Below are 23,719 nucleotides of genomic sequence, written 5' to 3' on the forward strand. Positions count from 1 at the left end.
CCTCAGCGGCGCAGGGGCCGTCTGGGCCAGAAGGGATCATAGAAAGGATCGTAAAAGTAGGGATCCATGTAGCGGATCTCCACCTCCTTCACCGGTGGCCACAGCTTGCTCCCCGTCACCTTGAGTACCGAGAAGCGATACTTGTGCTCGCCAATCTGGCTGTCCACCGGCTTGTCGAGGGTGCCGAGCACCGTCAGGCTGCGACCCTTGGCATAGAGGGTCGGGTCGACAAACCCCTGCATGATGGCGAGAAAACGACCTGGGCTCTGCTCGGTCTGCTCCGGCACCCCGTTGGACTTGAGGGGCAGATAGACCACCTCGATGACACTCTGATCCGCCTTGTTGTGGACCGCCGAGATGACACCGCTCCAGCGGGCCGGCTTGCCTTCCATCCCCTGCAGGGCAGGTTGATAGGCCACCAGCTGATCCGCAGGCTCATAGGCAAGCTCTTTGGGCACCGTGCTGCAACCGCCCAGCAGCAGCCCCACCAATCCCAGCATGATCACGGATTTTCTCATTCGTCTCTCCTTCATCGTCCGACAAAGCAGCCCGGGGCAGCTGTTGCCGCCTATTCGCGACCCGGCAGTTTCTTCCAGGTCACCTTGTCACGCAGATAGACAGGGGTGGCTTGCTCAACCGGCACCGCCTCACCCGCAAACCAGGCCTGGCGTGCCAGAGGCAGCATGTCGGCGGCCGCCGGGAAACGCACCTGGCTTGGCATCAGCACATCTGCCAGGCCGCCCAGGGCCTCACCATAGGTTTCAAAACCGGTGCCAACGCAGCTCACCGCGCCAGTCAGCTTGTCACGGGCCTGCACCAGTGCGGCTGGCTCGCTCACCACCTCCTCGCCCACCAGCGTCATCACTCCGTCCACCAAGGCGTAGTGGCCGAAATAGACCTCGTCCATGCGCGCATCGATGGCGGCAAGCACCTGCTCGGCCCCTTCCAGCTTATGGGCCCCCTGGGCCATGGCCGCCAGGGTGGAGACACCGATCATCGGCACGCCGGCACCAAAGGCGAGCCCCTGGGCCACGCTGATCCCGATCCGTACCCCGGTGAAGGAGCCAGGCCCACGACCGAAGGCGATGGCGTCGAGCTCATCCAACGATAGACCGGCTTCATCCAACAGAGCCTGAACCATGGGCAGGATCTTGCGGGTATGGTCACGGGGCGCCTCTTCCCAGCGGGAGTAGAGGGTATCGCCCACCAAGAGGGCTGCGGAGCAGGCTTCGGTGGCGGTATCCACGGCCAGGATCTTCAACTCATCCATTCTTTTTATTCTCTTCACATCAGTCAGTTAAATCGTCAGCATGGCCAAGGCCTGCCGTCATGCATGGCCGGGTGCAATCAGCCCCGGCGCGGCGGACTCACTCCCGTGGTCCGAAAAATTCTCCCAGGGTCGCCAGCTCCCGGGTCCGTGGAATGGCAGGCAGGCTCTTGATGAAAGTGGCGCCATAGGGCTTGTTGACCACACGGGGATCACAAATAACCAGTACGCCGTGATCACTGCGATCACGGATGAGCCGCCCCACCCCCTGCTTGAGGGCAATCACCGCCTTGGGCAACTGCAGCTCGGCAAAGGGATCCCCCCCCTTGAGCTTGCAATCCTCCACCCGTGCCTTGAGCTGGGGATCGTCCGGGCTCGCAAAGGGCAGCTTGTCGATGATAACACAGGACAATGCCGCCCCCCGCACGTCTATCCCCTCCCAGAAACTGCTGGTGGCCACCAGCACGGCCCGACCGTTTTCCACGAAGGTCTTGAGCAGCCGCTGCTTGTTGTCTTCCCCTTGCAGCAGGACGGTGCGGCCGATTTCCCGGCGTAGCACCTCAGCCACCTGGCGCATCACCTGATGGCTGGTGCAGAGGAAGAAGCACCCCCCCGGCGTCTTGTTGATGAGGGGGATCATCAGGGTCGCCAGCTGCTCCCCGCGCCCGAAGGCATTGGGCTCTGGCAAGAAACGGGGTACGCACAGGCGCGCCTGCTCGGCGTAATCGAACGGACTGTCGAGAATGAGTTCGGCGCTGCCGGCCAGCCCCATCTCGGCGACGAAGTGGGCGAAGCGATTGTCCACCGTCAAGGTGGCCGAGGTGAAGACCCAGGCCACCTCGGGGCGCTGCACCTCGGCACCGAAGCGCTCGGCGACCGACAGCGGCGTCAGATTGAGGGTAAAGTGCAGACGCGAACAGTCATACCAGTAGGAGAAACCGGTCTGGTTGACCGCCAGCACCTCCCCAAGGCGAGTACGCAGCTCGCTGATGCGCTCGAAACAGTGATCCAGCTGCTCCCCTCGCCCGAGCGCCAGTTTCAGCACTTCATAACAGAGCCCGATGGCATCGTTGAGGCGGGCCAGCGCCTGGGCCCAGAGGGATTGTCTCAGCAGATCCCGGGTGTTGCCGCGCCCCCCCTCCACGCCGAAGGCAAGGCGCAGATCCTGACTGGCAATGGCGAGCCTGTCCGCCGCCTTGCCAAGCTGGGCCATGTCATGAGCCTCTGCCCGGTAGGCGAGCTGGATATCCTGCGCCAAATCCTGGATGGTGCGGCTGCCCACGGACTTGCCGAAGTAGTGGCTGGCGATCTCGGGCAGCTGGTGCGCCTCGTCGAATACATAGACCTGCGCCTCGGGCACCAGCTCGCCAAAGCCGGTGTCTTTGACCGCCATGTCGGCGAAAAAGAGGTGGTGGTTGATCACCACCACCTGGGCGTCCATGGCTCGGCGCCGGGCGATGACCAGGTGACAATCATCGTAATAGGGGCAGTCGCGGCCCAGGCAGTTGTCGTTGGTGCTGGTGACGTGGGCAAGGATCTCGGCGTTCTCCTGTAGCCCCGGGATATCCCCCACATCGCCGTTGTCGGTGGCAGTCGACCAGGATTTGACCTTCACGAGATCGCTCAGGATCTCGGGCTTTTGCAGATGGGATTCACTCAACAGCCGGTTCATCCGCTCGATGCAGAGGTAATTGCTGCGCCCCTTGAGCAATGCCACCGGCGGGGTGTAGTGAAGCGCCCCCGTGATGGTGGGCAGATCCCGATAGAAGAGCTGCTCTTGCAGGTTCTTGGACCCGGTGCTGATCACCACCCGCTTGCCGGATTCCAGCGCAGGCACCAGATAGGCATAGGTTTTGCCAGTGCCCGTTCCAGCCTCCACCAGCAAGCGGCTACCTTGCTTGATGGCGCGCGACACCGCCTCGGCCATCTCCAGTTGCGGGGCACGGGCCTTGAAGCCGTCAATATGGCGGGCCAGGGGGCCGTCTGGCTTGAACAGGGTCTGGATGATGGTCAAAGGCATGTCCCGCTGCAAAAGCGGGCATTATGCCAAAAGCGCGGAAAAAGCGGGACTGATAATGCGTTCAGACGAAGAGATCAATCCGGTGGTCCGGATCCGGTTTGTGATCATCATCCTGCACCGCTGGTTGATCAGGCTTTGGCGGCTGCTCTCTCTGCTGGTGATGCTGGCCACCGCCGCCGTTGTCGGTGCCTATCTTGCGCAGCTGATGTTTCTGGCTGATCTGGGTCACCTCCCGCTTGATGTCATCCGGGCTCGGTGTCGAGGGTGCGCGGGGCAGGATGGGAAATAACAGGTCCTGGCTGGGCATGATGTCGCCTCCTTTGGCATCTCATTGTCTAGTTATCGACCAGAAAACCGTTTTCTCAACTTTAATCGTCCGGATCACATTTTTCGGTTGCATTTTCTGTCAAGGCAGGTAGTTTAAACCGGGCGTCAACAACGGCATCTGATTTGTAAAGGATTGATTACATCATGAAGTTCACCAACCTGAAGACTCATTATCACCATCATCATCCCGAATAGTCTTTCAGGAGGTTGACTGCTGGAAGACACTTAACTGGTGACTTCCAAAAGGACCGCAAGATTCATGAACCCTCGGAAGCACATACTTCCGAGGGTTTTTTCGTTTTTGACTAAAAGGAAATCGAGCAATGGAAACACAACGTCTGCGCATCGCCATGCAAAAATCCGGTCGTCTGAGCCAGGATTCCCAGGCCCTCTTCAAGAGCTGCGGCCTCAAGATCAACCTGCGGGAACAGCGCCTCATCGCCCATGTCGAGAACATGCCCATCGACATTCTGCGAGTGCGTGATGACGACATCCCGGGTCTGGTGATGGAAGGGGTGGTCGATCTTGGCATCATCGGCGAGAACGTTCTCGAAGAGGTGCAGCTCATTCGCGCAGCCCAGGGGCAGCCCTTTGCGGTGAAGACCCTCAAGCAGCTCGACTTCGGCGGCTGCCGCCTCTCTCTGGCGGTGCCGGACGATGTCAACTACACAGGACCCGAGAGCCTGGCCGGCAAGCGCATCGCCACCTCCTACCCCGGTCTGCTCAAGCGCTTCTTCGACGAGAAGGGCCTGGGCTTCAAGAGCGTGATGCTGGGTGGCTCGGTGGAAGTGGCCCCCCGCGCGGGTCTGGCCGATGCCATCTGCGATCTGGTCTCCACCGGCGCGACCCTGGAAGCCAACGGCCTGAAAGAGGTCGAGGTGATCTACCGCTCCAAGGCCGTCCTGGTGCAGGCTCCCAACCCCCTGAACGATGCCAAGCAGAAACTCATCGACAAGCTGCTGCCCCGCATCCAGGGGATGCAGCAGGCGCGCGAAAGCAAATACATCATGCTGCACGCCCCCAAAGACAAGCTCGATGCCATCACCGATCTGCTGCCGGGGGCGGAGCGTCCCACCATCATGCAGCTCGCCGGTGACACCAACCAGGTGGCCCTGCACGTCGTCTCCAGCGAAACCCTGTTCTGGGAGACCATGGAACAGCTCAAGGCCCTGGGTGCCAGCTCCATCCTGGTGCTGCCCATTGAAAAGATGATGGAATAAGCCGAGAGAGATGGAATAAGGAAGACACATCATGCAGACCCTGATCTGGAAGACCCTCTCCCCCGCCCGGCAAGCCGAGGTCCTGACCCGGCCCGCCCTTGGCGACGAAGCCGACATCGGTACTGTGGTGCGAGACATCATTGCCGCGGTACGCAGCCGGGGCGATGAGGCCCTGCGCGAGCTGAGCCAGCGTTTCGAACGCGCGCCCCGCGAACAGCTTCGGGTGAGCGACGCGGAAGTGGATGCCGCCTGCGCTCGACTCGGTGATGACATCAAGGGCGCCATCGAGGCCGCCATCGCCAATATCCGTACCTTCCACGCCGCCCAGGTGCAGCCCGTCGTGCGCGTCGAGACCCAGCCAGGCGTACTGTGCGAGCTGCGCACCCAACCCATCAGCCGGGTCGGTCTCTATGTCCCGGGAGGCAGCGCGCCGCTCCCCTCCACCGTGATGATGCTGGCCATTCCGGCAAGCCTGGCCGGTTGCCGTGAGGTGGTGCTCTGCACCCCGTCTCCGGCGAGCGACGAGATCCTGTTTGCAGCCCGCGCCTGTGGTGTTCGTCAGGTGTTCGCCATCGGCGGCGCCCAGGCCATCGCGGCCATGGCCTATGGCACGCAGACCATCCCCAAGGTGGACAAGATCTTCGGCCCGGGCAACGCCTATGTGACCGAAGCCAAGGGCCAGGTTTCCCGTGACTGGCGGGGCGCCGCCATCGACATGCCAGCCGGCCCCTCCGAGGTGCTGGTGATCGCAGACGAGAGCGCCAACCCGGCCTTCGTGGCATCGGATCTGCTCTCCCAGGCCGAGCACGGCCCCGACAGCCAGGTGGTGCTGGTCACCACCTCTGCTCCCCTGGCCGATGCCATCGGCAGCGAGATCCAGGCGCAGCTCGCCGACCTCAGCCGCCGCGACATCGCCGAGCAAGCCCTGAAGGCAAGCCTGGTGATCCTCTGCGACAACCTGGAGGAGGCCTGCGCCATCTCCAACGCCTATGCCCCGGAACACCTCATCGTGCAGACCCGGGCACCCCGGGATCTGCTGGACAAGCTCGAGAACGCGGGCTCCATCTTCCTCGGGGCATGGACACCGGAGTCGGTCGGTGATTACGCCAGCGGCACCAACCACACCCTGCCCACCTACGGCTATGCCCGCACCTGCTCGAGCCTGGGGCTTGCCGACTATCAGCGTCGCTACACGGTTCAAGAGCTCACTGCAGACGGCATTCGCGGCCTTGGCCCCATTGTCCAGCGCATCGCCCAGGCCGAGGGGCTCGATGCCCACAAGCATGCCGTCACCCTCAGGTTGAACGCCCTGGCCGCCGAGCCCCAACAAACAGCACAGCAGAAGGATTTGTCATGAGCATCGTCAATCTGGCCCGTCGCGTTGTACGGGCTCTCACTCCCTACCAGTCCGCGCGCCGCATCGGCGGCCAGGGCCACGTCTGGCTCAATGCCAATGAGGCCCCCCTGGCCTATCCCTTCACCGTCGAGGGGAGTCGCCTCAACCGCTATCCCGAGTGCCAGCCGGCCGAGGTGGTGAATGGCTATGCCGCCTACGCCGGGGTCAATCCGGATCAGGTGCTGGTAAGCCGCGGTGCCGACGAGGCCATCGAGCTGCTGATCCGCACCTTCTGCGAGGCAGGGGAAGATCAGATCCTCATCTGCCCCCCCACCTACGGCATGTACGCCATCAGCGCCGAGACCTGTGGCGTGGGGATTGTCGAGCAGCCATTGACCGCCAGCCGTCAGCCGGACTGGCCCGCCATCGCCGATCGCCTCTCTGACGTGAAGCTGGTGTTCCTCTGCTCCCCCAACAATCCCACCGGGGATCTGGTGGGCCGCAAGGGACTCGTCGCCCTGCTGGAGAAGGCCCGGGACCGCGCCATCATCGTCGTGGACGAGGCCTACATCGAATTCTGCCCGGAGGCCTCCGTGGTGGACCTGCTCGCCCAATACCCGAACCTGGTGGTGACCCGCACCCTCTCCAAGGCCTTTGCCCTGGCGGGGATCCGCTGCGGCTTTACCCTGGGGGATCCCGAGGTGATTGCCATGCTGGCCAAGGTGATCGCGCCCTACCCCATTCCCGACCCCATCGCCCAGATTGCCGCCCAGGCGCTCTCTCCCATGGGGCTGGAACTGATGCAGGAGCGGGTGCTAGAACTCAACAAGCAAAAGGCGCTCATCAAGGCGGAGCTGCTTCGTCTGTCCTGCGTCAAGGAAGTGTTCGAGGACAAGGGCAACTTCGTGCTGGTGCGCTTCAAAGATGGCGCCGCCGTGTTCGCCGCCATGAAGGCCGCCGGCATCATCTTGCGTGATTTCTCCAGCAAGCCTGGCCTTGACAACAGCATCCGCATCACCATCGGCTACCAGGGCGAAATGGACGCCGTGCTGGCGGTATTGCGTGACCTGCCCCCACCCTCTCTGTAAGACAAGCAAGGATGTAGCGATGAAAACCCCGTTTTTGTTTATCGACCGTGACGGCACCCTGATCGAGGAGCCGGTCACCGACAAGCAGGTGGACAGCCTTGCGAAGCTGCGCTTCGAGCCCATGGTGATACCTGTGCTGCGTGAGCTCCAGGCCGCCGGCTACGTGCTGGTGATGGTGACCAACCAGGATGGGCTCGGCACCGCCAGCCTGCCCCTTGAAAACTTCCAGCCGCCTCACGACCTGATGATGCACCTCTTCGAATCCCAGGGTGTTACCTGGGAACAAGTGCTGATCTGCCCCCACTTCCCCACCGACGGTTGCAGTTGCCGCAAGCCTCACCTTGGGCTGGTGAAGGAGTATCTCGCCTCGGGCCGCATCGACTTTGCCAACTCCTTCGTGATTGGCGACAGACAGACCGACATCCAGCTTGCCGAGAACATGGGCATCCGCGGCATACGCTACCACCCGCAAGATCACGGCTGGACTGCCATTTGTGATCAGCTGCTCTCCAAGGGGCGCGTGGCCGAGGTGGAGCGCTACACCAAGGAGACCCGCATCCAGGTGGCGGTGGATCTCGACAAGAGCGGTGGCAACCAGATCGCCACCGGCATCGGCTTCTTCGATCACATGCTGGATCAGATAGCGACCCACGCGGGCTTTCGCCTCAAGCTCAAAGTGAGCGGCGATCTGCACATCGACGATCACCACACGGTGGAAGATGTGGGATTGGCACTGGGTCAAGCCCTGCGCCAGGCCCTTGGCAACAAGCGCGGCATCGGCCGCTTCGGCTTCGTGCTGGCGATGGACGAGGTGCAGGCGGTGATCGACGGGCGTCCCCGCCAGGAGGCTGACAGCACCTCGCTGACCGAGCTGGACGTGGCCACTGCGCTGGATCTGAGCGGCCGTCCCTACTTCGTGTTCGACTGCCCGAGCGGCTTTGGTCGCGACAGCGTGGGAGAGATGGCCACCGAGATGGTGCCCCACTTCTTCCGCTCCCTCTCTGACGCCATGGCCATCACCTTGCAGATGAAGGTGGGCAGCGGCAACACCCACCATCAGGTGGAGGCGCTGTTCAAAGGCTTTGGCCGCGCCCTGCGCCAGGCCATTCGCGTGGAAGGGAGCGAGCTTCCCTCCAGCAAGGGGGTGCTGTGATGGGGAAACAGAACCTGGTCATCATCGACACCGGCTGCGCCAACCTCGCCTCGGTGCGCATGGCGTTCGAGCGCCTCGGCGTGCAGCCCAGGGTGAGCTGCAAGGCCACCGACATCGAGCAGGCGGACAAACTGATCCTGCCCGGCGTCGGCACCGCCATCGCCGCCATGAAGAACCTCAATGAGCGGGAACTGGTGCCCCTCATTCGCGCCGCCAAGCAGCCGCTGCTCGGTTTTTGCCTCGGCATGCAGATGCTGGCACAGGCCTCGGAAGAGAACATGAGCGCCGATGGCAGCGAAGGAGCGCTCATCGACTGCCTCGGCATCGTGCCTGGCAGGATCCGCCTGATGGAGGTGGGCAACCTGCGCCTGCCCCACATGGGCTGGAACCAGATTGAACACGACGAGACCCACCCGCTACTCAAAGGCATTCCCAGCGGCAGCTACTTCTACTTTGTCCACTCCTATGCGCTGGAGGTGACCGACGCGACCCTGGCGACCTGCGACTACGGCCTGCCCTTTACCGCCATCGTCGGGCGGGACAACTTCTTTGGCGCCCAATTCCACCCGGAGCGATCCGGCCAGGCCGGTGCCCGCCTACTGCAAAACTTTCTGGAGCTATGACAGGCATGATTATTCCCGCAATCGACCTTATCAACGGTCAGGTCGTGCGCCTCTACCAGGGCGACTACGGCCAGAAAACCGCCTACAGCGACAACCCGCAGGCCCGCTTCGATGACTATGTCAGCCAGGGGGCGGCGCAGCTGCACCTGGTGGATCTGGACGGCGCCAAGGATGCCAAGGCACGCCAGTTGGCCCTCATCGCCCAGCTGCTGTCCGCCACCGAGGCACCGGTGCAGGTCGGCGGCGGCGTGCGCAGCGAACAGGACGTGGCCGACTTGCTGGCGGCCGGCGCCAGCCGGGTGGTGATCGGCTCCACCGCCGTCAAATCCCCGGATCTGGTGGCCAGCTGGATGGAGAAATATGGCCCCGAGCGCATCGTGCTGGCGCTGGATGTCAACATCGATGAACAGGGCAACCGCCACATCGCAGTAGCTGGCTGGCAGGAGAACAGCGGCATCTCCATCGAGGCGCTGATCGAGCGCTTCCTCCCCGCCGGACTCAGACACGTGCTCTGCACCGACATCAGCCGTGACGGTACCCTGGCGGGCACCAACGTCGAACTCTACCGGGATCTCTGTGCCCGCTACCCGAGCGTCGGCTTCCAGGCCTCCGGCGGTATCGGCGGTCTGGCGGATATCGAGGCGCTCAAGGGAACCGGCGTCAAGGGGATCATCCTCGGCCGTGCCCTGCTGGAGGGCAAGTTTGACGTGGCAGAAGCCATTCGCTGCTGGGGTGACGGCCGCGCTGCGTGACGCGCCCCTTTCCGGCATCAGACAGCCTGCCCATCCGGGCAGGCCTCTTTCTCCCCGATGGGGGCGAACCTTATGATTTGGCAGCAATTGGCTCTATACTCGACCTCACAGGGATAGCGTCATGGAAGACATATGTTGACACCTCACAACGCCACCATCCTGATCGTCGACGACTCACCCGAAAATCTGATGGTACTGACCGAATTGCTTTCGCCTCATTACCGCGTGCTGGCTGCGCAGAGCGGGGAAAAATGCCTGCGCATCGTCAGCGCGGATCCAAAGCCTGACCTCATCCTGCTGGATGTGATGATGCCCGGCATGGATGGTTATGAAGTGCTCAGGCAATTGCGTCAGTCCCCGATCAGCAGCCGTATTCCCGTCGTTCTGCTCACCGCCCTCGCCGACCCCCAGAGCGAGGAGTTCGGCCTCTCCCTCGGCGCCGCCGATTACATCACCAAGCCCATCAAGCCGGTGGTCGTTCAGGCCCGGGTACGTACCCAGCTGGAGGCCAAGCAGGCCCGTGACGGCCTGCAAAACCAGAATGCGGCGCTGGAAGCCGAGGTCGCGCGGCGAATGGCGGAAAACGACCTGATCCAGCAGGTCTCCATCCGCGCACTCGCCCATCTGGCGGAGATCCGCGACCCCGAAACCGGCAACCATATCCTGCGCACCCAGGGCTACGTACGTCTGCTGGCCAGCGCCCTGGCTGATCACCCCCGTTTCGCCGATACCCTGACCCCGGGTTACATCGACCTGCTGAGCCGCTCCGCACCGCTTCATGATATCGGCAAGGTGGGCATTCCCGACCACATCCTGCTCAAGCCGGGCAAGCTGACCCCGGAGGAATGGCAGATCATGCGCACCCACGCCAAGCTCGGCAGCGATGCCATCGAGGAGGCCGAACAGGACATGGAGCAGCCCCTGGCCTTCCTCACCCTGGCCAAGGAGATCGCCCACTGGCACCACGAGAAGTGGGATGGCAGCGGCTACCCGGACGGCTTGCAAGGGGACGCCATACCCCTCTCGGCCCGCCTGATGGCGCTGGCAGACGTGTTTGACGCCCTCATCTGCGCCAGGGTCTACAAGCCGGCCATGAGCTACGACGAGGCTCGCGCCCTCATCCTCTCCGGCAGTGGCCACCATTTCGATCCCGATGTCGTGACCGCCTTCGATCGCCATTTCGACGCGTTCGTCACCATTGCCGAACGCTACCAGGATGGCAGCGAGGCCGTGGATGGCTGAGGCTCCCCTGACCCGGGCACATGTGCTCAACGTCGTGCTCACCTATGCCGCCGTGGCAAGCCTGTGGATCCTGCTCTCCGACAAGGCGGTGGAGTGGCTGTTCAGCACCCCTGCCCAGTTCGCCATGGCAAGCACCATCAAGGGCTGGCTCTTCATCCTCATCACGGCCCTCATGCTTTATGCCATGCTGCGTCGTCGCATTGACACCACCGGCAGCACACCTGTCTTTACGCGGCGTCAATGGATCCCCTTCCTGTTGCTCAACGGGCTCATTCTGGCCCTGACCGCCATGGCCATCGCCCGCAACATCGAACTGGCACGCAACAAGGAGGTGGCTCGTCTCGAAGCCATCGCGGATCTCAAGAGCCAGCGCGTTACCGAGTGGCTCGGAACCCACGAGCAGGATATTCACCAGCTCATAAAGGGTCTGGGCAGTACTGATTTCTATCGTCCCGGACAAGCACCATCCTCACCCGAAGCGATCACGCCACCACTGGCAAGGCTGCTCGAATTCATCTCGGTACGCGGATTTCACGGTGCGGCCGTGTTCAATCCTGCCGGACAGCCCCTGTGGCATACCCCGGGTGGCGACACCATGAATGCCACGTTGCGTGACGCCCTGCCACGGCTCGAGCAGGGCAAAGTCATGCGTCTTGGTCCCTATCTCGATGATCGCGGTCACGCCAGGCTGGACTTTCTGGTCAATCTGGAGGTTGCTGCAGGACCTGCCCCCGTGCTGGTGATGCAGATAAGCGCAAATCGCTGGCTCGATCAGATCCTGGGGTCCTGGCCCGTCCCAGACAGCAGCGGAGAAGCCATTCTGTTTCGCCAGCAGGGGGATCAGGTCCACTATCTGAGTAGCCTGCGCTATCGCCCGGAACCGGCTCTCACCCTGCACTATCCCGTCACCCACCCCACCCTGCTGGCTGCCCAGTATTTGCGGCTCGCCGAACGCGGCATGCCCCAGGTACTCTATGGCCAGGATTACCGGGGCAGCGAGGTCTTCGGGGTTGTCTATCCGGTCATGAACACGGACTGGTACCTGCTGGCCAAGATCGACAAGGCGGAACTCTACCAGGCCACCTTCAAGGAGAGCGTCTGGATCGGTCTCATCGGCCTGCTGGTGCTCTTTGTCACCAACGCCGGCATCATCCTGCTGCGCCAGCACACCCGGCTGCAGATGGCCGAGCAGCTTCAGCATTCCCAGTCCCAGCGGCTGGAGGCGTTGCAACTGCTCTCCGCCATCGCCGACAGCTCGGAAGACGCCATCTTCGCCAAGAACAAGGAGGGCAGATACATCCTCTTCAACCGGGCCGCCAGCCAGTTTGTCGGCAAGCCGGTTGACGAGGTGCTGGGCCAGGATGATCTGACGCTCTTCCCGCCGCAGCAGGCGCAGATGCTGATGGCATCCGGGCGCCAGGTCATAGAGCGCAACCGGGTGCAGACCGAGGAGGAGTACCTGACCCTGCCCGATGGCGAGCATGTGTTTCTCGCAACCAAAGGCCCCTTGCAAGACAGCGAGGGGCAGGTGATCGGGATCTTCGGCATCTCTCGGGACATCACGGACTTCAAACGGGCCGAGGCCGACTTGCGAGAGCGCGAGGGGCTGTTCCGTGCCCTGGTGGAGCAATCCCTTGCCGGGATCTACATCATCCAGCAGGGTCGGCTCTGCTACATCAACCCCTGTTTTGCCCGACTGTTTGGCTATGACACCCCGGGGGCGCTGATCGCCGTTGGCCAGTTACACGCCCTTGCCGCTCCCAAGGACAGCACCAGGGTCGCCGAGCTGGTGCACGCGTGCGAGCAGGACGCGCGCGATATCCACACCCGCTTCAGTGCCCTGCATCAGCACGGGGAATCCCTGGAGGTCGAGCTGTACGGGCGGCGCGTCGACTACCTCGGCCAGCCCGCCATCATCGGCATTCTGCTCGATGTCACCGAACGGGAGCAGGTTGAACAGGCCCTGACCCGCCAGGCCAGCGAGCTGCGCCAGCAGAACCATGAGCTGGAGCGGTTCAACAAGGTGATGGTAGACAGGGAGCTCGCCATGCTGGCCCTCAAGCACCAGATCAACGGGCTCTCCCGTCAGCTCGGAGTGCCGCCCCCCTATCCCCAGGCCCCCATGCCACCGGAGGATCTCCCATGATGAGCTGGTCACCCCTGTGGCATGTGCGCCCCTCCACCCAGCGCTGGGGGATCTCCCTGCTGGCCGTGCTGCTGCCCGTTCTGATGTTGCAAATCCGGGTCCAGCTGCCCATCGCCTTTGGCGAGCGACCGCTGCTGGTTCTCTTCATGCTGCCCATCATCGTTTGCGCCCTGTTGGGGGGCTTGTTGCCAGGTCTGCTCTGCACTCTGATCACCGCCCTAGTCACCAGCTATTTCATGCTCCCCCCCATTTATTCACTGAGTGTCGAGGCTGGCCAGGATCTGGTGCAATGGTGCCTGCTCATCGCCAACGGTCTGCTCATCAGCGTGCTCAGTGCCGCCTTTCATCGCGCCCGGGCCAGAGAGGTCCTGCGCTGGCAGGAGCTGATGAACACCCAGAACCAGTTGCAGCAGAGCGAGAACCGCTTCCAGGTCACCTTCGAACAGGCAGCGGTCGGCATCGCCCTGGTCTCCCCCGATGGACACTGGCTGCGTGTCAATCAGCGGCTGTGCCACATCCTGGGCTACCGGGCCGACGAGCTCACCGGGATGACGTTCCAGCAGTTGACCCACCCGGACGATCTCTACCTCGATGAGGCCCATGTGGCCCGGGTGCTGGCGGGAACTATCCCCCACTACACCCTGGAGAAGCGCTACCTGCACAAGGGGGGCGAGATCATCTGGACCACTCTGACGGTGGCCCTGGTGCGCGACGCCGAAGGCAATCCCGACTACTTCATCTCCATCATCGAGGACAACCGGCAGAACAAGGAGACCGAGGAGGCGCTGCGCCGCAACGAAGCCATACTGCGCGAGTCCCAGCGTCTCGCCAAGATAGGGAACTGGCGCTGGCGCGTGGCCGATGACAGCCACTTCTGGTCACCGGAGATCTATCGCATCTATGGCCGGGATCCGGCCCTCCCCCCCGCCGTCTATCCCGAGGTCAGAAAATACTTCACTCAGGAGGGGTGGCACACGGTGGCCCAGGCCGTCGAGCGCTGCAGGATGGACGGGCAGCCCTACGAGTGCGATGCCGAAGTGATCACGGAGCAGGGGGAGACCGCCTGGGTCATTGCCCGCGGGGCGGCGCTCAGGGACAGGGATGGCACCATACTCGAGCTCTACGGCACCGTGCAGGACATCACGGAGCGCAAGCTCGCGGAGCAGCGCCTGCAACACAATCAGCAGATGGCGCTCGATACCCAGCGCCGTGCTCGCCTCGCAGCCCTCAACCTGATGGACGACGCCATCAGTGCACGGGTGCGCGCCGAAACCGTCAGCAGCGCCCTGCGCGAGAGCGAGCAGCGCCTGCTGATGGCCCAGGAAGGGGCCCATGTCGGCATCTGGGAATGGGACATGGTCAGCAACCGTCTCTTCTTCTCGCCGGAATGCGCCCGCCTCTATGGCCGCAGTGCCGAGGTGCTCGGCGAGCTGGCAGCCTGGCAGGCCTGCCTGCATCCGGATGACAGGCCCCGCATCGAGCAGTTGCTGGCGGAGCGGGCGGTCAGCGGCGCCCCCGTCGAGCTGGAGTTCAGGATCCTGCTGCCAGATGGCGGCATCCGCTGGCTGGTGAGCAAAGGGAGCGTCTATCGGGACGCCCAGCAGCGACCCGTGCGCCTCCTTGGCATCCATCTGGACATCACCCAGAGCAAGCTGGCCGAGCAACAGTTGCGCCAGTTGTCCCTGGCCCTCGAACAGAGCCCTGACGGCGTCTTCATCACCGACACCCGGGCGCGCATCGAATACGTCAACCCCGCCTTCCTCGCCGCCAGCGGTTACCAGCAGCACGAAGTGATAGGCCGGACCCCGTCCCTGCTGCGCTCGGGCCTCACCCCGGATGCCAGCTATGTCGCCCTGTGGGATGCCATCAACCACGGCCAGCGCTGGCATGGCGAATTCATCAACCAGCGCAAGGATGGCTCCCACTACCAGGTGCTGGCCACGGTGTCGCCGATCCGCCAGGAGAGCGGTGAAATCACCCACTACGTCACGGTCCAGGCCGACATCACCGAGAAGAAGCAGCTCGGCGAGGAGCTGGACCAGTATCGCTACCACCTGGAGGAGATGGTCAACGAGCGCACCCGGCAGCTGGCCCAGGCCCACCAGCGGGCCGAAAGTGCCAACCACGCCAAGAGCGCCTTCCTTGCCAACATGAGCCACGAGATCCGCACCCCCATGAATGCCATCCTGGGGCTCACCTATCTGCTCAAGCGCGACACCCGGGATCCCACCGACCTCGAACGGCTGACCAAGATAGACACTGCCGCCCAGCACCTGCTCAGCATCCTCAACGACATCCTGGATCTCTCCAAGATCGATGCGGGCAAGATGACGCTGGAGCTGACCGATTTCTCCCTCACCGCCATGCTGGACAACGTCCGCGCCCTGATGAACGACCAGGCCAGGGCCAAGGGGCTCACCATAGTGACGGACATCGGCGATACCCCCGCCTGGGTGCACGGCGACATCACCCGCCTGCGCCAGGCCCTGCTCAACTATGCGACCAACGCCATCAAGTTCACCGAGCAGGGAACCGTCACCCTGCGCGTCAGGCTGGCCCGCCCCCTCACCACCGGCTACCTGCTGCGCTTCGAGGTGGAAGACACCGGCATCGGCATCACCCCTGCACAGCGCGAGAAGCTGTTCCAGGCGTTCGAACAGGCGGATGTCTCCACCACTCGCAGATATGGCGGCACTGGCCTTGGCCTTGCAATCACCAGCCGGATCGCCGCCCTGATGGGGGGTGAGGTCGGAGTCACCAGCGAGCCAGGCCAGGGAAGCTGCTTCTGGTTTACCGCCAGGCTGTTCAAGGCAAAGGAGGACGCCCCTTCCCGGACCTCGTCCGAGCAGGGGAACCAACAGGCCTTCAGCTTCCCTCGCCACGCCCGGATCCTGCTGGTGGAAGACAACGCCATCAACCGGGAAGTGGTGCTCGAGCTCCTGTGCCACAGCGGCCTCGTCATCGAGACGGCCGTCAACGGCCAGGAGGCCCTGGCCCTCGTCAGCCAGCACCCCTTCGACCTCATCCTGATGGACATACAGATGCCGGTGATGGATGGCTACAGCGCCACCCGCGCCATCCGGGCCCTGCCCGGCATGGACAGGCTGCCCATCCTGGCGCTCACCGCCAGCGCCTTCGAGGAGGACAGAAAGGCGAGCGCATCGGCCGGCATGAACGATTTCATTGCCAAGCCCGTCACCCCCGCCAAGCTGTTTGAAGCCCTGCAGCGCTGGTTGCCCCAGGGCAAGGTCCCCGAGCTTGCCCCGGACGACAGCACTCGCCATCCCGTGACAGGCCCCCTTGCCCGCCTGCAGGCACACCCGGGTCTGGATCTCGACCAGGGGCTGGCGGCCCTCAACGGCAATCAGGAGAAATACCTGGCCCTGCTTCGCTACTTCATCCATGAACATGGCCAGGACATGGCCCGGCTGCACCGCCACTTGCAGGCCGGGGAGCACAACGGTGCAACCCGCATGGTCCACAGCCTGCGCGGCGTGGCGAGCACCCTGGGGGCACGTGAGCTGTCGCGCCACTGCCTGGCCCTGGAGCAGGCCATCGCGGACGGCAACACTGAGCCCACCGGACTCATGTCATCCATCGATGAAGAGATCGCCGCCCTTTGCGCTCTGCTCGGGGACGATCTCGCCGCCCCGACCACCGATCTGGTGCCTCTGGGGGATAAGTGGCGCCAGCAACTGCTGGGCCAGATGGAAGCCCTGCTGGTGCAAAGCGACACCGCCGTGATCCCCCTCTACGAGCAGTATGCCGGTCCCCTTCGCCTCATGCTGGGGTCTCGCAGCGACACCCTGACCAGGCAACTGAAGGCGTTTGATTTTGATGCCGCCCTGCTCACCCTGCGCCAGCATATGGCAACGGACGAGACCCACCCGGACGATCGGGCTCCCCTCCCCGAGGCGCCAGCCTGCCATCCGGGGCAGGTGAAGGGCGACAAAGGGTTGAATCACTGAATGAAGTCATGCATATAGTGGGGTGCCCAGAGGCGACGAGACGACCTGCCGGGCCTGTCGTTTCCCCCGTCAGGGGCCCCCGTTCAAGGCATGCCAACCGTGTTCCCGTCCGCCGCCCGGGCCAACGCCGGCGGCAGAACGACGTTTCTTTAACCGTGCTTTACATGGAGCAATGAGCATGTTGTCAAAGCGTATTATCCCCTGCCTCGACGTCAAAGATGGCGTGGTGGTCAAGGGCGTGCAGTTTCGCAACCACGAGGTGATGGGCGGCATTGTCGACCTCGCCCGCCGCTACGCCGCCGAGGGCGCCGATGAGCTGGTCTTCTATGACATCACCGCCTCGAGCGACGAACGGGTAGTGGACAAGAGCTGGGTAAGCCGGGTGGCGGAAGTCATCGACATCCCCTTCTGCGTCGCCGGCGGCATCAAAAGCGTGGAGGATGCCCGCCAGATCCTGGAATTCGGTGCCGACAAGGTCTCCATCAACTCCCCCGCCCTGGCCGATCCCACCCTGATCACCCGGCTCGCCGAGCGCTTCGGCGTGCAGTGCGTGGTGGTGGGTATCGACTCCTACTTCGATGCCGCCCTCGGTCAATATCAGGTCAAACAGTTTACCGGCGACGAGAGCCGCACCCGCACCACCACCTGGACCACCCTGGAGTGGGTACAGGAAGTGCAGCGCCGGGGCGCGGGGGAGATAGTGCTCAACGTGATGAACCAGGACGGCATGCGTCAGGGGTACGACCTTGAGCAGCTCAAGCTGGTGCGCGCCGTGTGCAAGGTGCCCCTCATCGCCTCCGGCGGCGCCGGGGCCATGGAGCACTTTCGCGATGCCTTTACCCTGGCCGACGTGGACGGGGCGCTGGCCGCCTCCGTGTTCCACAAGGGCCTCATTCCCATTCCCGAATTGAAACGCTGGCTGAAAAACGAAGGAGTCGCCATCCGTGAATAATCAAGCAGTAGACAATGCATTGCCGCTGGCCGAGCGCCTGGACTGGGCCAAGTGTGAGGGCATGATCCCCGCCATCGTCCAGCATTCCCTCAGCGGCGAAGTGCTGATGCAGGGCTTCATGACCCGCGAGGCGCTGGAAAAGACCCAGACCACCGGCCAGGTCACCTTCTTCAGCCGCAGCAAGCAGCGCCTGTGGACCAAGGGCGAGAGCTCGGGCCATGTGCTCAAGCTCGTCGCCATCACCACCGACTGTGATCAGGACTCCCTGCTCATTGCCGCCGACCCGGTCGGCCCCACCTGCCATCTGGGCAACCCCTCCTGCTTCGACGGCCACCCCGTGCCGCCGCTCGGCTTCCTGGCCGAGCTCGAACAGATCCTGGCATCACGCAAAGGGGCAGATCCCGCCACCAGCTACACCGCCAGCCTCTATGGCAAAGGCACCAAGCGCATCGCCCAGAAGGTGGGTGAAGAGGGGGTGGAAGTGGCCCTGGCCGCCATGGCGAAAGACAGAGAAGAGCTCATCAACGAATCCGCTGACCTGCTCTACCACCTGACCGTCTTGCTGCAAAACGAAGGCTTGGGTTTGAAGGATGTGGTGCAGCGCCTGCATGAGCGCCACACCAAGTAATTATTGAATTCTGTTCAACAAAACGGGCCCTATGGGCCCGTTTCATTTCATGATTGTCCCCTCGCCGGGGGATGGCAGGCCCCGCTCCGCCCTCAGCCGATACGGGTCCAGAAGCTCATGTTGACCGAGTGATGGTCAAGCAGGGTCAGGTACTCCCCTGCCACGTCGTTGTGCAGCCACTGCTGGCAGTAGGCTTCCACCAGCGACTGGCTGGGGGCCATCACCACGTCCGCATAGAGGCCGTCGGCGCCGCGCAGCAGGCAGTGCATGATGAGCCCGGATTGCTGGACAAGAAACTCGGACTCGACCCGCCGTGACAGGGCGAGCAAATCCGCCTCCGTCACCCCTTCCCTGAGCCTGAAGGTGGCAAATTCGACGCCCCCTGCCTGTTGCATGTCACCCTTGATGATCATCTCGTTTTCTCCGTTGTGGATGGTCTGGAGAACCCAGCATAACGAAGGGCTACTGACAGCCTTGTGTCAGTCCTGAATGACCTTTTCGGCGCCACTGCGCCCAGGGGGAAACGCGTCCGACTGGCGCAGGGCAAGGTAATCGGCCAGGGTCGCGCCAGGTGGTGCCCCTTCTCCCGGTCGGCACGGCGCCAGGGTGTCGATGCGATCCACCCTGAAATCCCGGTAGGCCCGGCGCAACGCACACCAGGCGCCGAGCGTCCAGCATCCGCCCCAGTAGAAGAGCCCGAGGGGAAAGAGCTGGCGTTCCGTCCTGCTGGCGCTGGCATCCCGGTAGCCAATGTGCAGCCAGTAACCGGCCGTGATGGCGTCGTGCAACCTGTCCCAGCGAGCGTATGCAGGGTGCGCCGTGGAATAGTCCGGCACCCGCACCACGGGGACGCGAGGTGCCCGAGCCTCCTTGGCGGGCAGAGCCGCCTCAATCTTGGCGAGCAGGGCGCGGGCAGGATCGGCCATCCCCTTGCCCGTCAGCACCGCCACCAGGTTCACCCCGGTGATGAGGGCCTCCAGCTCGGCCGCACTCAGTTGCAACGGGGCCATTTCGAACCCCTCGCTCAGCCGATAGCCCAGCCCGGCTTCCCCGTAAACCGGAATGCCCGCCAAAGAGAGATCGTCGATATAGCGGTAGATGGTGCGCTCCGACACGCACAGGCGCGTCGCCAGCTCCCGGGCGGTCAGGGGTTGATGCGCCCGCAGCAGGTTGGTCAGTTGAAACAGTCGGTCCGATTTTCTCACAGGCATCCTCAGGCTGGCGGGACATGGCGGCCATGGTAAGCCGGGACGGGCTCGAAAGGCACGTCTTGTTGGCTGGCGACCGCTACCGGCGAGGCCCTGCTTCTTTGCATCACGCAACACAAAACGGGCCCGCAGGCCCGTTGATGGCGCGGCGCCTTTGCCGTCACGCCAACTGCTTGCGCAGCATGAATTTTTGCACCTTGCCGGTGGAGGTCTTGGGCAGCGGGGTGAAGATGATGCGCTTGGGGGCCTTGAAGTGGGCCATCTGCTCGCGGCAGAACGCAATGAGCTCGGCCTGGGTGAGCTCGCGCCCCTCCTTGAGCTTGACGAAGGCGCAGGGCACCTCCCCCCAGGTCTCGTCCGGCATGGCGATCACCGCGGCTTCTTCCACATCGGGGTGGCGATAGAGCACGTCCTCCACCTCCAGGCTGGAGATGTTCTCCCCGCCGGAAATGATGATGTCCTTGGATCTGTCCTTGATCTCCACATAGCCGTCCGGGTGCCAGACCGCGAGATCCCCGCTTCTAAACCATCCCTGTGCCATCGCCTCTTCGCTCGCCGCCGGGTTCTTGAGGTAGCCCTTCATGACGATGTTGCCCCGCAGCACTATCTCTCCCAGGGTCTTGCCATCCATGGGGACCGGATCGCCGCTGACGGGGTTGATGACCCGCATCTCCCCTTGCAGGGGGGAGGCCACCCCCTGGCGCGCCTTGAGACGGGAGAGGGTGGTGGCATCCTGCCCCTGCCAGCGTCTTTGCGGCTCGCACACCACGCAGGGGCCATAGGTTTCGGTGAGGCCATAGACATGGGTCACGGCGATCCCCATGGCCTCCATGCCGGCGATCACGGTGGCGGGCGGCGCTGCCCCCGCCGTCATCGCCTTGACGGGGTGGTCGAGTCCCTGTTTGAGGGCCGGATCGGCATTGTTGAGCATATTGAGCACGATGGGGGCGGCGCAGAAATGGCTCACCTTGTGTTCGCGCAGCGCCCCGTAGATGGCCGCCGCCTGCACGTGGCGCAGACAGACGCTCACCCCGGCGGTGGCCGCCAGGGTCCAGGGGAAGCACCAGCCGTTGCAGTGAAACATCGGCAGGGTCCAGAGGTAGACCGGGTGCTTGGGCAGCTCCCAGGAGAGGGCATTGTTGACCGCATTGAGGTGGGCGCCGCGATGGTGATAGACCACCCCCTTGGGGTTCCCCGTGGTGCCGGAGGTGTAGTTGAGGGAAATGGCCTGCCACTCGTCCGCCGGCAGCCAGCCGGGTTCGTCCCCGTTCCCCAGGGCGATGAACTCCTCGTAGTCGATCTCGCCGACCAGCTCCCCTTCCCGGTAGAGGGGATCGTCGATGGCGAGCACCAGGGGCTGGCTGTCAATGAGAGAGAGCGCCTTTCGCACCACTGCGCCGAACTCCCGGTCCACCAGCACCACCTTGCTCTGGGCGTGCTGAAAGATGAAGGCCATGGCGTCCGCATCGAGCCGGGTGTTGATGGTGTTGAGCACGGCGCCGCTCATGGGCACCCCGAAGTGCGCCTCGAACATGGCCGGCACATTGGGGGCGACGATGGAGACTGTGTCCCCCTCGCCAATGCCGCGACGGCGCAGGGCCGAGGCGAGCTGGCGGCAACGGCGTTCGGTCTGAGCCCAGCTCTGGCGCAGGGGCCCGTGGATCAACGCCGGATAGTCGGGATAGACCCGGGCTGCCCGCCCCAGAAAGCTCAAGGGGGTCAGCGCCTCGAAATTGGCGGGCGTCTTGCCAAGGCCGGCGTCGTACATGTTCTGCTCTGTCATCGGATCCTTCCTCACAGGGGCACAAAACGGGGTGGCTCTCGCGGTTCACCACGACCGGCATTGCGCCCTTATACGGAGCCAGGACGCCGGCGGGAACCAGATGAAAGGGTATCAAGGGGGGCCGAGCCCAGGTATTAGCGAAACGTCTTAGGGTGGTGAAGAGATGACACATGCCCCCACCGACCACCTTGCCACGGGAGCATGAACGAGCCTCAAATCAATGCCGCCAGCACAAACATCAGACAAACCAGAAGGCACGCCAGTACGTTGACTACGGGGGGCAGCGCCAGTCCCCTGAGCCCCCCACTCACCCACAGGCTGTGCTCACTCCTGTCTATCCACTGAACACCGCCCCTCATCTGATCGCGATACATGACTACCTCTCCTGTGCTAAAAGAGAGCAAAGCATCACGCCAAGACCACATCAAGGCCATAAATACAAATGAATGGTCACCAGGAGATACCAAATGGATAGAGAGAGGACCCTCCCTCGGGACAGAGACAGCATCGATCACGCCATGTGCCAGTTGTTCAAGCGCCACCTCAAGCGCGCCGGCATCTCGTACAAGGCGCTGGCGGGAGAGTTGAACATGTCGGAAGCCAGTGTCAAACGACTGCTCAATCAGACTCAACCCTTCACTCTGGACCGCATGCTGGCGATTGCCACGCTCCTCGGCGTTCCCCTCTCCCAGATCCTGACGGAGGCAGAGCAGTTGGCCGCAAGCGTCGTCCACTTCACGCCGCAGCAGGATGCCGCCTTCTGCCAGCGCCCCGAGCTCTACAGCCTGTTGCTGCAGATCCTGCAACAGGGCACGGATCCCGATGCGCTGTGCCAGCACTTCGGGCTCAATGCCCCCTCGCTTTATCTGTATCTGCGCGAGCTCGAGCAGCTCGGACTCGTGGCGCTGCAGAGCGGACTCAGCTTTCGTCTGCTGGTGCCCCGGCACGTGGCATTTCGGGACTCGGCCCGCTTTCCCCTGCGCTTCAAGAATCAAGTCATCGAAGGGTTGCAGGCACGCGTCCAGCACCTGACGCCCCGCGATCGTCAGGCCTATCTCATCACCGCCCGGCTTCGGCTGACCGAAGCCGAGTTCATGGAGTACCGCCTTGCGCTGGAGACGCTCATGCTGGACACCCTCAAACTGAGCCTCAAACGTGACCCTGTCACGCCGGATCTGGCGGACTACACCATCCTGGACATGGGCGCACTGGGCAGTTATCAACCCATGTTGCCGCAACCCGTCAACCTCAATCCCTCCACATAGGTCTCTTCTTTGTCGCCAATCGCCGACGCTATTTTTGTGCGGTCATTTTTTGCGCAGTCAGCCCCTGTCGCGATCCCGTGGCCCTTGCCTTGAGCCTGCGGCGCAAAATGCCAAGAATGATCCCAAGCCCTCAACGGGTATGAGTACAAGGAGAAGAGTGATGAACAAATCCATGTTGGCAGGTGTCGGGATCGGTGTGGCCTCTGCGCTGGCATTGTCGGCGGTCGCCAGCGGATCCCTGTTTTCATCAGAGCCCCAGTTTGCCGAGGTGCTGGCCAGCAAGCCGGTGACCGAGACCATCAAGACGCCACGTCAGGAGTGCCGCAACGTCACCCTGACCCACCGCAAGCCGGTGCAGGACGAGCACAAGATCCTGGGTACCGTGGTTGGCGCAGCCCTGGGCGGCGTGGTCGGCCACCAGTTTGGCGGTGGCAGCGGCAAGAAGGTGGCCACCGCCGCCGGTGCCGTGGCAGGGGGTTATGCCGGGAATCAGGTGCAGGGCAACATGCAGGCGGGTGATACCTACACCACCACGGAGCAGCGCTGCAAGACGGTGCAGGAGAGCAGCACCCGCACCATCGGCTATGACGTCACCTACCGCCTCGCCGGCCAGGAAGGGGTGGTACGCATGGAGAAGCAACCCGGCCCCACCATTCCGGTCAAGGATGGCAAGCTGGTACTGAGCAACGCGCAGGGTTGATACTCCGTTAGGAGCGCCCTGCCATGAGGAAGGCCCACCAT

General features: G+C 63.4%; 20 protein-coding genes and 1 other annotated feature. Of the genes, 13 read left to right on the top strand and 7 right to left on the bottom strand.

Features of this window, described 5'->3' with window-relative positions; translation table 11 throughout:
• Positions 1-2 precede the first annotated feature (2 nt).
• The 4 genes from AB5Y59_RS00650 to AB5Y59_RS00665 all read right to left on the bottom strand — a co-directional run bounded on the left by AB5Y59_RS00650 (position 3) and on the right by AB5Y59_RS00665 (position 3,594).
• The gene (locus AB5Y59_RS00650; protein ID WP_039039136.1) at positions 3-518 is read right to left on the bottom strand and encodes a Slp family lipoprotein; all 516 of its coding nucleotides are present in this window, start codon (positions 516-518) and stop codon (positions 3-5) included.
• Positions 519-568: 50 nt separating this feature from the next.
• On the bottom strand, positions 569-1,270 hold the full coding sequence (tsaB, locus tag AB5Y59_RS00655; RefSeq protein WP_164882021.1) for a tRNA (adenosine(37)-N6)-threonylcarbamoyltransferase complex dimerization subunit type 1 TsaB: 702 nt from the start codon (positions 1,268-1,270) through the stop codon (positions 569-571).
• Positions 1,271-1,367: 97 nt separating this feature from the next.
• On the bottom strand, positions 1,368-3,287 hold the full coding sequence (locus AB5Y59_RS00660; protein ID WP_261999616.1) for an ATP-dependent DNA helicase: 1,920 nt from the start codon (positions 3,285-3,287) through the stop codon (positions 1,368-1,370).
• A gap of 61 nt (positions 3,288-3,348) precedes the next feature.
• A complete protein-coding gene (locus tag AB5Y59_RS00665) occupies positions 3,349-3,594 on the bottom strand; it encodes a hypothetical protein (RefSeq protein WP_010674695.1) in 246 nt (81 codons plus the stop codon).
• A 190-nt stretch (positions 3,595-3,784) separates the two neighbouring features.
• Positions 3,785-3,909, top strand: a sequence feature (His leader region).
• Between the two features lie 28 nt (positions 3,910-3,937).
• On the opposite strand from AB5Y59_RS00665, the gene hisG reads away from it, so the two are divergent.
• The 11 genes from hisG to hisIE all read left to right on the top strand — a co-directional run bounded on the left by hisG (position 3,938) and on the right by hisIE (position 18,722).
• Positions 3,938-4,834 carry an ATP phosphoribosyltransferase gene (hisG, locus tag AB5Y59_RS00670; RefSeq protein WP_010674694.1) on the top strand — a complete coding sequence of 299 codons (897 nt, stop codon included), beginning with the start codon at positions 3,938-3,940 and terminating at the stop codon, positions 4,832-4,834.
• Positions 4,835-4,865: 31 nt separating this feature from the next.
• Positions 4,866-6,191, top strand: coding sequence for a histidinol dehydrogenase (gene hisD / locus AB5Y59_RS00675; RefSeq protein ID WP_128313010.1), 1,326 nt, complete (start codon positions 4,866-4,868; stop codon positions 6,189-6,191).
• Positions 6,188-7,258, top strand: coding sequence for a histidinol-phosphate transaminase (gene hisC / locus AB5Y59_RS00680; protein ID WP_104455914.1), 1,071 nt, complete (start codon positions 6,188-6,190; stop codon positions 7,256-7,258). Before hisD ends, hisC begins: the two co-directional genes overlap by 4 nt.
• A 19-nt stretch (positions 7,259-7,277) precedes the next feature.
• Positions 7,278-8,411: a bifunctional histidinol-phosphatase/imidazoleglycerol-phosphate dehydratase HisB gene (gene hisB, locus AB5Y59_RS00685; RefSeq protein WP_368211270.1), complete on the top strand. Its 1,134-nt coding sequence runs from the start codon at positions 7,278-7,280 to the stop codon at positions 8,409-8,411.
• Positions 8,411-9,034 carry an imidazole glycerol phosphate synthase subunit HisH gene (gene hisH, locus AB5Y59_RS00690; protein ID WP_368211271.1) on the top strand — a complete coding sequence of 208 codons (624 nt, stop codon included), beginning with the start codon at positions 8,411-8,413 and terminating at the stop codon, positions 9,032-9,034. The genes hisB and hisH overlap by 1 nt, the downstream gene beginning before the upstream one ends.
• 5 nt (positions 9,035-9,039) lie before the next feature.
• Positions 9,040-9,786, top strand: a complete 747-nt coding sequence (gene hisA, locus AB5Y59_RS00695; protein WP_010674689.1) for a 1-(5-phosphoribosyl)-5-[(5-phosphoribosylamino)methylideneamino]imidazole-4-carboxamide isomerase — start codon at positions 9,040-9,042, stop codon at positions 9,784-9,786.
• 132 nt (positions 9,787-9,918) lie between these two features.
• On the top strand, positions 9,919-11,028 hold the full coding sequence (locus AB5Y59_RS00700; RefSeq protein WP_010674688.1) for a two-component system response regulator: 1,110 nt from the start codon (positions 9,919-9,921) through the stop codon (positions 11,026-11,028).
• The gene (locus tag AB5Y59_RS00705; RefSeq protein WP_180907286.1) at positions 11,021-13,174 is read left to right on the top strand and encodes a PAS domain S-box protein; all 2,154 of its coding nucleotides are present in this window, start codon (positions 11,021-11,023) and stop codon (positions 13,172-13,174) included. Before AB5Y59_RS00700 ends, AB5Y59_RS00705 begins: the two co-directional genes overlap by 8 nt.
• Positions 13,171-17,142 carry a PAS domain S-box protein gene (locus tag AB5Y59_RS00710; protein WP_368211272.1) on the top strand — a complete coding sequence of 1,324 codons (3,972 nt, stop codon included), beginning with the start codon at positions 13,171-13,173 and terminating at the stop codon, positions 17,140-17,142. The genes AB5Y59_RS00705 and AB5Y59_RS00710 overlap by 4 nt, the downstream gene beginning before the upstream one ends.
• Positions 17,143-17,320: 178 nt before the next feature.
• Positions 17,321-18,094, top strand: a complete 774-nt coding sequence (hisF, locus tag AB5Y59_RS00715) for an imidazole glycerol phosphate synthase subunit HisF (RefSeq protein ID WP_042881382.1) — start codon at positions 17,321-17,323, stop codon at positions 18,092-18,094.
• Positions 18,087-18,722: a bifunctional phosphoribosyl-AMP cyclohydrolase/phosphoribosyl-ATP diphosphatase HisIE gene (gene hisIE / locus AB5Y59_RS00720; RefSeq protein ID WP_029314506.1), complete on the top strand. Its 636-nt coding sequence runs from the start codon at positions 18,087-18,089 to the stop codon at positions 18,720-18,722. The genes hisF and hisIE overlap by 8 nt, the downstream gene beginning before the upstream one ends.
• 92 nt (positions 18,723-18,814) lie before the next feature.
• Here hisIE and AB5Y59_RS00725 read toward each other — a convergent pair whose 3' ends face one another.
• From AB5Y59_RS00725 to AB5Y59_RS00735, 3 genes are all read right to left on the bottom strand, one after another.
• Complete coding sequence (locus AB5Y59_RS00725; protein ID WP_048207631.1) at positions 18,815-19,135, bottom strand: hypothetical protein; 321 nt, start codon at positions 19,133-19,135, stop codon at positions 18,815-18,817.
• Between the two features lie 66 nt (positions 19,136-19,201).
• Positions 19,202-19,900 carry a YafY family protein gene (locus tag AB5Y59_RS00730; protein WP_191967251.1) on the bottom strand — a complete coding sequence of 233 codons (699 nt, stop codon included), beginning with the start codon at positions 19,898-19,900 and terminating at the stop codon, positions 19,202-19,204.
• A 190-nt stretch (positions 19,901-20,090) separates the two neighbouring features.
• Entirely contained in the window at positions 20,091-21,713 is a 1,623-nt protein-coding gene (locus AB5Y59_RS00735; RefSeq protein ID WP_368211274.1) for an acyl-CoA synthetase, read from the bottom strand.
• A 467-nt stretch (positions 21,714-22,180) separates the two neighbouring features.
• Between AB5Y59_RS00735 and AB5Y59_RS00740 the strand changes: the two genes are divergently transcribed.
• Both AB5Y59_RS00740 and AB5Y59_RS00745 read left to right on the top strand, forming a co-directional pair.
• Positions 22,181-22,978, top strand: coding sequence for a helix-turn-helix domain-containing protein (locus AB5Y59_RS00740; RefSeq protein ID WP_368211277.1), 798 nt, complete (start codon positions 22,181-22,183; stop codon positions 22,976-22,978).
• Between the two features lie 160 nt (positions 22,979-23,138).
• The gene (locus AB5Y59_RS00745) at positions 23,139-23,678 is read left to right on the top strand and encodes a glycine zipper 2TM domain-containing protein (RefSeq protein WP_010674678.1); all 540 of its coding nucleotides are present in this window, start codon (positions 23,139-23,141) and stop codon (positions 23,676-23,678) included.
• The last annotated feature ends 41 nt before the right edge of the window (positions 23,679-23,719 follow it).

It is taken from the genome of Aeromonas sp. s10 (genome assembly GCF_040907975.1).
GTDB classification, from domain to species: domain Bacteria; phylum Pseudomonadota; class Gammaproteobacteria; order Enterobacterales; family Aeromonadaceae; genus Aeromonas; species Aeromonas caviae.

Coding starts and splice junctions, on each gene's coding strand:
- AB5Y59_RS00740 (WP_368211277.1), top strand. CDS start 22,181: ATGGATAGAGAGAGGACCCTCCCTCGGGACAGAGACAGCATCGATCAC.
- AB5Y59_RS00735 (WP_368211274.1), bottom strand. CDS start 21,713: ATGACAGAGCAGAACATGTACGACGCCGGCCTTGGCAAGACGCCCGCC.
- hisF (WP_042881382.1), top strand. CDS start 17,321: ATGTTGTCAAAGCGTATTATCCCCTGCCTCGACGTCAAAGATGGCGTG.
- AB5Y59_RS00700 (WP_010674688.1), top strand. CDS start 9,919: ATGTTGACACCTCACAACGCCACCATCCTGATCGTCGACGACTCACCC.
- AB5Y59_RS00710 (WP_368211272.1), top strand. CDS start 13,171: ATGATGAGCTGGTCACCCCTGTGGCATGTGCGCCCCTCCACCCAGCGC.
- hisD (WP_128313010.1), top strand. CDS start 4,866: ATGCAGACCCTGATCTGGAAGACCCTCTCCCCCGCCCGGCAAGCCGAG.
- AB5Y59_RS00705 (WP_180907286.1), top strand. CDS start 11,021: ATGGCTGAGGCTCCCCTGACCCGGGCACATGTGCTCAACGTCGTGCTC.
- AB5Y59_RS00665 (WP_010674695.1), bottom strand. CDS start 3,594: ATGCCCAGCCAGGACCTGTTATTTCCCATCCTGCCCCGCGCACCCTCG.
- AB5Y59_RS00745 (WP_010674678.1), top strand. CDS start 23,139: ATGAACAAATCCATGTTGGCAGGTGTCGGGATCGGTGTGGCCTCTGCG.
- hisG (WP_010674694.1), top strand. CDS start 3,938: ATGGAAACACAACGTCTGCGCATCGCCATGCAAAAATCCGGTCGTCTG.
- AB5Y59_RS00725 (WP_048207631.1), bottom strand. CDS start 19,135: ATGATCATCAAGGGTGACATGCAACAGGCAGGGGGCGTCGAATTTGCC.
- tsaB (WP_164882021.1), bottom strand. CDS start 1,270: ATGGATGAGTTGAAGATCCTGGCCGTGGATACCGCCACCGAAGCCTGC.
- AB5Y59_RS00660 (WP_261999616.1), bottom strand. CDS start 3,287: ATGCCTTTGACCATCATCCAGACCCTGTTCAAGCCAGACGGCCCCCTG.
- AB5Y59_RS00650 (WP_039039136.1), bottom strand. CDS start 518: ATGAGAAAATCCGTGATCATGCTGGGATTGGTGGGGCTGCTGCTGGGC.
- hisA (WP_010674689.1), top strand. CDS start 9,040: ATGATTATTCCCGCAATCGACCTTATCAACGGTCAGGTCGTGCGCCTC.
- hisB (WP_368211270.1), top strand. CDS start 7,278: ATGAAAACCCCGTTTTTGTTTATCGACCGTGACGGCACCCTGATCGAG.
- hisC (WP_104455914.1), top strand. CDS start 6,188: ATGAGCATCGTCAATCTGGCCCGTCGCGTTGTACGGGCTCTCACTCCC.
- hisH (WP_368211271.1), top strand. CDS start 8,411: ATGGGGAAACAGAACCTGGTCATCATCGACACCGGCTGCGCCAACCTC.